Source organism: Microbulbifer sp. TYP-18, assembly GCF_040932045.1.
In the GTDB taxonomy this organism is placed as follows: domain Bacteria; phylum Pseudomonadota; class Gammaproteobacteria; order Pseudomonadales; family Cellvibrionaceae; genus Microbulbifer.
In genome coordinates this window covers 1-6,814 of sequence record NZ_JBFRBC010000070.1, presented here as the reverse complement: position 1 = coordinate 6,814, position 6,814 = coordinate 1, and the positions used below count along the sequence as shown (strand labels likewise).

At 52.8% G+C, this 6,814-nt stretch carries 9 protein-coding genes; all 9 read right to left on the bottom strand.

Annotated elements, in window-relative coordinates:
- Positions 1 to 115 precede the first annotated feature (115 nt).
- The gene (locus tag ABVT36_RS18875) at positions 116 to 487 is read right to left on the bottom strand and encodes a DUF1566 domain-containing protein (RefSeq protein ID WP_368457944.1); all 372 of its coding nucleotides are present in this window, start codon (positions 485 to 487) and stop codon (positions 116 to 118) included.
- A gap of 48 nt (positions 488 to 535) precedes the next feature.
- Positions 536 to 868 carry a hypothetical protein gene (locus tag ABVT36_RS18870; protein WP_368457943.1) on the bottom strand — a complete coding sequence of 111 codons (333 nt, stop codon included), beginning with the start codon at positions 866 to 868 and terminating at the stop codon, positions 536 to 538.
- Positions 865 to 1,245, bottom strand: coding sequence for a DUF1566 domain-containing protein (locus ABVT36_RS18865; protein WP_368457942.1), 381 nt, complete (start codon positions 1,243 to 1,245; stop codon positions 865 to 867). Before ABVT36_RS18865 ends, ABVT36_RS18870 begins: the two co-directional genes overlap by 4 nt.
- 93 nt (positions 1,246 to 1,338) lie before the next feature.
- Positions 1,339 to 1,791: a hypothetical protein gene (locus ABVT36_RS18860; RefSeq protein WP_368457941.1), complete on the bottom strand. Its 453-nt coding sequence runs from the start codon at positions 1,789 to 1,791 to the stop codon at positions 1,339 to 1,341.
- 79 nt (positions 1,792 to 1,870) lie between these two features.
- Positions 1,871 to 3,472, bottom strand: a complete 1,602-nt coding sequence (locus ABVT36_RS18855) for a YqaJ viral recombinase family protein (RefSeq protein ID WP_368457940.1) — start codon at positions 3,470 to 3,472, stop codon at positions 1,871 to 1,873.
- Positions 3,469 to 4,236, bottom strand: a complete 768-nt coding sequence (bet, locus tag ABVT36_RS18850) for a phage recombination protein Bet (RefSeq protein WP_368457939.1) — start codon at positions 4,234 to 4,236, stop codon at positions 3,469 to 3,471. Before bet ends, ABVT36_RS18855 begins: the two co-directional genes overlap by 4 nt.
- A 10-nt stretch (positions 4,237 to 4,246) precedes the next feature.
- Positions 4,247 to 4,666 (bottom strand): hypothetical protein, encoded by a 420-nt coding sequence (locus ABVT36_RS18845; RefSeq protein ID WP_368457938.1) that lies wholly within the window; start codon positions 4,664 to 4,666, stop codon positions 4,247 to 4,249.
- Entirely contained in the window at positions 4,663 to 5,058 is a 396-nt protein-coding gene (locus ABVT36_RS18840; RefSeq protein ID WP_368457937.1) for a hypothetical protein, read from the bottom strand. The genes ABVT36_RS18845 and ABVT36_RS18840 overlap by 4 nt, the downstream gene beginning before the upstream one ends.
- A gap of 727 nt (positions 5,059 to 5,785) precedes the next feature.
- Positions 5,786 to 6,238, bottom strand: coding sequence for a helix-turn-helix domain-containing protein (locus tag ABVT36_RS18835; RefSeq protein ID WP_368457936.1), 453 nt, complete (start codon positions 6,236 to 6,238; stop codon positions 5,786 to 5,788).
- Positions 6,239 to 6,814: the final 576 nt, after the last annotated feature.

The window sequence follows — 6,814 nt, the reverse complement described above, 5'->3', positions numbered from 1 at the left end:
AAACCCGCTGGGTTTATATGTATCCCGTTTAAGTAATACCGGGCGTCATCTTTTGCCCTGAATATCGCAGCTGCTCGAAGCAGGCAGGCCGGCAGTTTTATTGCGTTTACGTCGCTCATTTTTCATTTCCCTGACCGGTGCGAACCGCGCGAACACAGGCGAGGTTGTAGCGAAAGTCGTTGCCGACATCGCCGTAGCGGAAGTGGACCGCCCAAACAGCAGCGTCAGTCCTGGCGAAGGGGGTGCTGGTCCAGTACCAATGGTTCTTGGTGTCCGGGAATTTTTCGGTGTCGATAGCCGGATCGTGGCGGGAGCGGTCTACCAGGGTTGCAAGCTCGTCGACACTGGGCAGGCGCCAGCCGTTGCCGAGTTCAGTCACGGCTTCCACTGCTTCCTCGTGGGTAACGAATTCGCCATCGAGGAGCGTTTCGCTCCATTCGAGGTTGGCGTTTTCGGTTGTGGTGGTTGTGACATTCAGGTTTTGCATTATGTCCTCCGGTTAAAAATGAACTCTCAATCTGTTCTGTTCATTCGATCATTCCGCATCCTGCTGCGACTGCCTTAGGTCCAGCACATCGTCTTGCCAGCCATCCCGCGGAGGCTTCCAGTTGGGGTTCGCCTTTCGGTTAATTCCGGCACTTGATAGCCCGCCGACATGCAGATAAGGAAGAGCACCGTTTGGTGTGACAAAATGGGCCGTGTAGAAATAACGGTTTGCCGCCTTCCCTCTTCTCCCGCATGAATCCCTGCTGATTAAAACCGGTTTCACATCAAAGTAGTCACTCTCATACCTTGAAAAATGGCCCACTCTAACTTCACGCACAGGGAGGTACACAGTTACTCTCTGCACAGCCTCTTTCTCGCTCATTTTTCATTCCCCTGACCGGTGCGAACCGCCCGAACACACGCGTAGTGGCTGCGGCGGTTGACGTCGACAATGCCGCAGTAGAAAGCGACAACCCAAACAGCAGCGTCATTCCAGGCGCAGGGTGTGCTGGTCCAGTAAAAGTCGGATTTGGTGTCGGGAAATTTCTCGGTGTCGATGGCCGGGTTGTAGCGGCTGGTGTCCACCAGCGATTCCAGCTCTTTGCGGGTCGGCATGCGCCAGCCTTCGCCAAGTTCTGCGATCGCCTGTTCGGCGGCTTCGTAGGTAACGTCGTGGCCGTCGAGAAGCGTTTCGCTCCATTCCAGCTGAATGCTTCCGGCTTCAGTTTTGGTTTCGGTGTTCAGCGGTTGTACTTCCATGGTTTCCTCCGGTTAAAAATGGGCCCCTTACTGGCGGCCCTAACGGTTACTACTGACTGATTGCGCCGGGGCGCTGGATAAAAGGGATTACCACTACCGTGATCCAAAATCGTCTTTGACCCTGGTGATTATTTTTCTGTTGGTAGGGATATGGTGTTCACTGTAGGGCGAGGCTTGGCCAATGTGTTCCTCAAAATATGCAAGGCAGGCTTCAAATCCGCCATTGTCCTGTCGCTTGGCTAATTCCTTGTAATGGTTCCCCTTCAAAATGAGGCGCAAGCTGTTATCTTCATATGTTGGGGTATAGCCAGTGATGATAATCGCTGTTTCTGGCCCGCTAACAAACAATGGGTTATCGTCAAGTTGCAAGTAGTAGTGTTTGGTTTCGGGCTGGTCTTGTTTCTCAGTAAAACCGCCATTCAACTGGAAAACCCGATTGGCTGCATCTTCTTGGCTTGAGTGATCCGACTCCGGCTCCCACTGACCATCTGGTGTATAGAATCCAACGGTCCAAAGTTCGGATTCCATTTTCTTATAAACGTACATGTCCCTCTCCTTAATTTTAATTACAGCTGAGTTTACTTACCCTTACTGTTACTGCGTTTTTCAATGTCCAGGGTGTTGGTTAAAAATTGCTTGCAAGGGCGTCACCGGTCCTCTGTAAATCCATACCCAAAAGCCACTCAATGACTTCTGATTCAGGGGCGCGGTAGTGCTGGGCAACTATCCCAATAATTTCTTTGTCGGTTGGGCGCTCATGCTTCAACGCGAAGGGTCCGTGATTAGCCGAGTCGCTGTTGGACGTTTCAGTTATTGCCACTGACGGATGACGGGCGGTTGTCGACTGCTCTGGGCAATTCAGGGCGACTTGATTAGCTTCTTCCGGTTTCGCTTGAGCCTTGGCCTGTTCCTCGTGAAAAATGCGCCGACGCTCTTCCTCCAGGCGGGTGCGCTCTTGCGCTTCGTGCTCTGTGATTCGGTTCTTGATAACGGCCTGCAGGTCTTCAGGCTGTTTCAGAACCAACTGCTGGCGGTCTGCAAACAGGAAGTCACAGCCAACTTCGGTCAAGGTCTCAAGGTTGCTCCGGATCAACGCGGCTGTTTCGGTAGCCTCGATCTTTGCCCGGGCGACCTCGTTGTCTGCGGCATCACGGAGGGTGGCAATAGTGCGCTTGCCCTTCATGGCAGAATTGAAGTCGGTGATGATCTGCGGGAGGGTAGCGCCGGACAGCCCTTCGTTCAGCTTTGCAATGTGCGTGTCCACCGCTTGGCGGCCATCCTGGGCAATTTGGAGTTTGATAGCCTTCTTCTGCTCTTTTACCAGCTTCTCGGCCATCAAGCGGTTATCGCGGGCCAGCTGGTGCAGCATGTCCTTGCGACGCTTGGCATTGTCCACGGCTTCGACCTGGGCTAGTAGCTGAGCTTCTGCTTGTTCCAGGGCGGATTCCGCTTTCTTGAGCGCTTTCACTTGGGCTTCGAGATCTGCGAAATCCTGGTCGGTCTGGGGATCACGGATCAGCATTTCGTTGACAAAGTGTTGCAGGGCAGACTCGAAGCGATCGAAGTTCTCGGTAACGATCAGCGAGCCGGCCACCTGGATGGATACAGCCGGCAGGTCTTTCGGGGTTTCCGCCACCGGGTTCTCTGCAATATCTCGCGGCTGGTGGCTGGCCAAGTCCACGTCGAATTGGTTCCAGCCAGCTCTAATAGCTGCCAATCGTACCTGGGTGCTGGTATACCAAAACCAGTTGCAGTTCGCCTGGGTGCCGTCGCTGGCCATGAACAAGCATTTCTCGGCACCAGATACCAGCAGCTGCTGGTCCATCTGGATCTTGTAATGTTCGTCCAGGGTTTCCATCGTGGCGGTACGCAGTTCTTCATTAATCAGCTTGTGCTCCCAGATCACGTCCTCCAGCATCGTGATACCGTCGAAGCTGGCCAGAAGCTTCTCATCGTCATCAAGGGCAGTGGCCGGGAATAGCTCGTCGCCGATGATTTCCTCCGCGATCACACGGGCGGCAGCCTCTGCTGCGTGACCCTTGTTGAAAATAGCCTGCTGGGCAGCGCTAACTTCTGGGGTGATAGCAGTAGCCTTCTGCTCCAGCAGCGCGGAACGGGACTGGTACTTACTCCTGCCCATCATGGCTGGGGCTTCGCTGGCGGTGTGATGTTGTGCGCGCAGAGAGCGCCACTCGGGACTACCCTGGGTGACGTTGATGGTTTTCATGCGGTCTTCTCCAGTTTGGCGACCTGCTCATCGCTGAGGGTGTATTTGCTGGCCAGCGACGCGATAACGTCACTGGCTGATTTCTTGCCGGACTCAACTACGGGGAGGTACTTCTCGACGGTTTCCTGCGGGCAATGAGGCAGCACGGCGGGCTCTTCGATCACAATCTCCGCCTTACCCATGTCGCGCTCAGTCTGCTCTCCGATCCGCTGGGCTTCGTCATCGTCGTAAATTCCGACGAATCCGAACGCTAGGCGAGCACACTGGATCATGGCCTTGTGGCGAAGAAAGCGTTTCGTGTGGGTCTGCCAGGGGCCTTTCATGCCTTGCTTGAACGGTTCCCGGTAAACTTCGTCCAAGTATTCACGGACAACGACAGGGCGGCTGCGGTCTTTCCGGTACATGACGCACTCGACCCATTCGTGACAAGGCTTGTCGCAGCTGCGCGGGGTTACGGTGTCGTCGGAATATCGGAATTCCATCCCGTCGAATTCGCAGTGGCTGTTGATGATCCGGCTCCAGCCATCCACACCAACAACCGGCACAATGCCGTTTTGCTTGTCGGGGAAGGCATAGATTTCCCGAGTGAACGGGTTTAGCTTGTACTGGTCGGCAACCACTAGCAGGGCCATCATTTGCTCATTGCTAGGGGCCGATCCGTCGCGCTGTTTAAATGCAGTGGCCTTCAGAGTCTCGAACATCTTTGCCCCGTCAACTGCATAGCGGTCTGAGAATTTCTCCACCAAGCTTTTCTTCGTGTTCATTGCAATCCCCTTAAATGAATGTTTCTTCGCATTCCCAGTTGACTTTGCGTTTAGCCGCTTCCTGCTGCGGTTTCCTTTGTCGTTGCGGGGTAGGGAAGGGAATCACTTCCCCGCGTTTTGCCCCGCCCAGATCACAGATGGCATCCTCTTCAGCCCAGCTGGTGTCACGCAGCACCAGTGACAGGCGTTCCCGCACAATGGCTTGGGTTTCATCGACCCACTCCCAACGCTTCAGATCGCCGACCGGGTAGGGGTTTTCACAGTGGCCCCAGCGCTGATAGGACTGGCGGCAGCGCTCGCGAATGGATTTGCAGACCCCTTCCCACCATTCCATGTCACAAGCGCGAACCACGGTTACTTTCAGGCCAGGAAACAGGTAGCTGGCACGGCGGCTGGCGGTTACCAAAAGGGCACTCAATGAACCGTTCATTCCAGCCAGCCCCAGCAGCGAGCCTCGGTTGAGAACTCCTCAAAGTGCTCCTCGGCAATGTGCGCTATGGCTTTGCGAGCGGCTTGTTGGAGCTTGATTCCTGCCTTTGCTGCGTCTTGAAGTGATAACCAGCCGATGTATTCAGGGCCGGTGCTATCGGAGTTCCCGGCTAGGCTGTCGATTTGGTCTGCCATTTCATCGGCGAGCAATTCGTGAGCGCGCACGGCAGCTTTGCTCAAAATGCCGCGCTCTTTTAATAAGCGATACTCAATGAATTCGGCGACTGTCTCGATTTCTTGTTCGGTGATTTCCCGCTGGCTGTCCTGGTGACACTCGTAGTCGGGCAGGGCGTCCTCTACTGGCCTGGCTGAGCTGGTGGCGAAGTTCATCATTGCGCCACCCCCTGAGATTGCTTCAGGCCGGGTTCAGTCTGGCGAGAGATACTATCGAGGTGGATACAACCGTTTCGCAGAACGGCGCTGGATATAGATGAGCCTATTTGAGACTCTTTTTGACGCTCAAACTGTCTAATAGAGTCCCAAGGAGGGTTAGTTGAGCAGGTGGCGTACATGACTATTCTCCTTGAGTCGGCAAGAAGAATTTAGTATATTACTAACGGTTAGTAAAGTGATTTACTAACGAAAGTAATGTAAAATGACGCCAATTATTTCGCTGGGCAAGTTAGATGCGTTGCTTGTATTGGATTTTTGGGTCCTTATGTAGGCCTTTTGAGGTTGTGAGTCGGCGGTACTATCAACTCTACGTCACAGAAGCGTAAAGGGTACTTTCGTACTAAGGCCGCTTACCCCTGTCGTTTGTATGTAGAAAAGGAGAAATTTAGGCTTCGTGTCGTTTCACATAGCGAGTGCATTTAAGTCCATGAAACTCATGTTTCATGAATTTCATTTTTGGCCGTAACTTGGAATTAATTTGTCAAAACTTGACTAATACACGGAGTTTTGGGGATGTTGACAAAGCCGTCACTAGCTTAGCTAGATAGGACTTCAAGCCTGGAGCCAGAGCACAGCGAGGGTAGGGTAAATGGACGTTCCTGAATATATTAAAATTCTAAGACTGGTACGCACGATAGAGAGGGGCTTAAAGGAGGGCGCCAAGGAATCAACTACCGTCGGTGCCAGCAAGGATAGCGAGTCGAAGGATCGGAAGGGGGTCAATGACCCTCTTGTTGGATTGGCTAGCTGTATAGAGAGTGATGAGAGCCGCGCCAAAAATACGAGGTGATGGCATTTTTAAGTTCTCTTGTTCAATAGCTTCCATCATAGCGGCTACGCACTTGGCTGCTAGTACCTCGTCGATCTGTCCGGACTTTAATTGCTGATTTTCGTTTGCAGTGTCTCCGTGCCCACGGTCGAGCCATCCTGGCTCGAGGTTTAAATGTTTTTCAATTTCGCGAGCCTTATTGTCCCCCACGTTTGTAATCGGTGGGTCTTGGCTTATTTGACTGGCATAGCTTTCAGAAATACCAAGTGCTTCAGCAAAATCTTTATTTTTGGGGCCGTACTTTGAGCGTAGAAATCTTACGTTTTTGGCTCTAATGTCTCTGATGGTCATCTTGTCAGGTGGGACCCTTGTTTCGGTGTTCAATCCAGCCGATTGTATTTACCTAGCCTAGCCAAGTGAATTAGGCAGTACTAACGAACTGGCGCACAATTCTACCACAAATACTAACATAACTTGCTAATTAATTAGTAAATTGCTAAATTTTCTTGGCATGAGGCTTAGAACATTTCTTGCTCAATTGAAAAGCGATCCGTCTGCGCTTCAAAGGCTTGCCGAAGAAGTCGGCACAAAGCCTGTGTATTTGCGACGCATTGGCGGCGGCCATGACCCTCTACCAAGCCCACGGCTTGCGCGGCGTATTGCTGCGGCAAGTGGCGGGCAAGTGAACCTATCTGATGAATATCCTGATCTTTGGGGTAAAGCCTGTTGTTCCCACTGATTCCTGGTTAAGGCTTTCTTACAAGTCAGCATAGGTAGAAGGGGGGAGCATTGTTTTTGCTGTATCGATCACCTCAGGCGGACGGCGGGAAAGACCGCTGACAGCCGGGAAAGACCGGCACCAAGCAATCCACCCACAGGATGGAGCTGAGTACAGCGCTCGGGGGGGAGATCAGGCACGACACGACC

Excerpts from the sequence above, each read along its gene's own strand:
- ABVT36_RS18875 (WP_368457944.1), bottom strand. The coding sequence starts at position 487 with ATGCAAAACCTGAATGTCACAACCACCACAACCGAAAACGCCAACCTC.
- ABVT36_RS18870 (WP_368457943.1), bottom strand. The coding sequence starts at position 868 with ATGAGCGAGAAAGAGGCTGTGCAGAGAGTAACTGTGTACCTCCCTGTG.
- ABVT36_RS18865 (WP_368457942.1), bottom strand. The coding sequence starts at position 1,245 with ATGGAAGTACAACCGCTGAACACCGAAACCAAAACTGAAGCCGGAAGC.
- ABVT36_RS18860 (WP_368457941.1), bottom strand. The coding sequence starts at position 1,791 with ATGTACGTTTATAAGAAAATGGAATCCGAACTTTGGACCGTTGGATTC.
- ABVT36_RS18855 (WP_368457940.1), bottom strand. The coding sequence starts at position 3,472 with ATGAAAACCATCAACGTCACCCAGGGTAGTCCCGAGTGGCGCTCTCTG.
- bet (WP_368457939.1), bottom strand. The coding sequence starts at position 4,236 with ATGAACACGAAGAAAAGCTTGGTGGAGAAATTCTCAGACCGCTATGCA.
- ABVT36_RS18845 (WP_368457938.1), bottom strand. The coding sequence starts at position 4,666 with ATGAACGGTTCATTGAGTGCCCTTTTGGTAACCGCCAGCCGCCGTGCC.
- ABVT36_RS18840 (WP_368457937.1), bottom strand. The coding sequence starts at position 5,058 with ATGATGAACTTCGCCACCAGCTCAGCCAGGCCAGTAGAGGACGCCCTG.
- ABVT36_RS18835 (WP_368457936.1), bottom strand. The coding sequence starts at position 6,238 with ATGACCATCAGAGACATTAGAGCCAAAAACGTAAGATTTCTACGCTCA.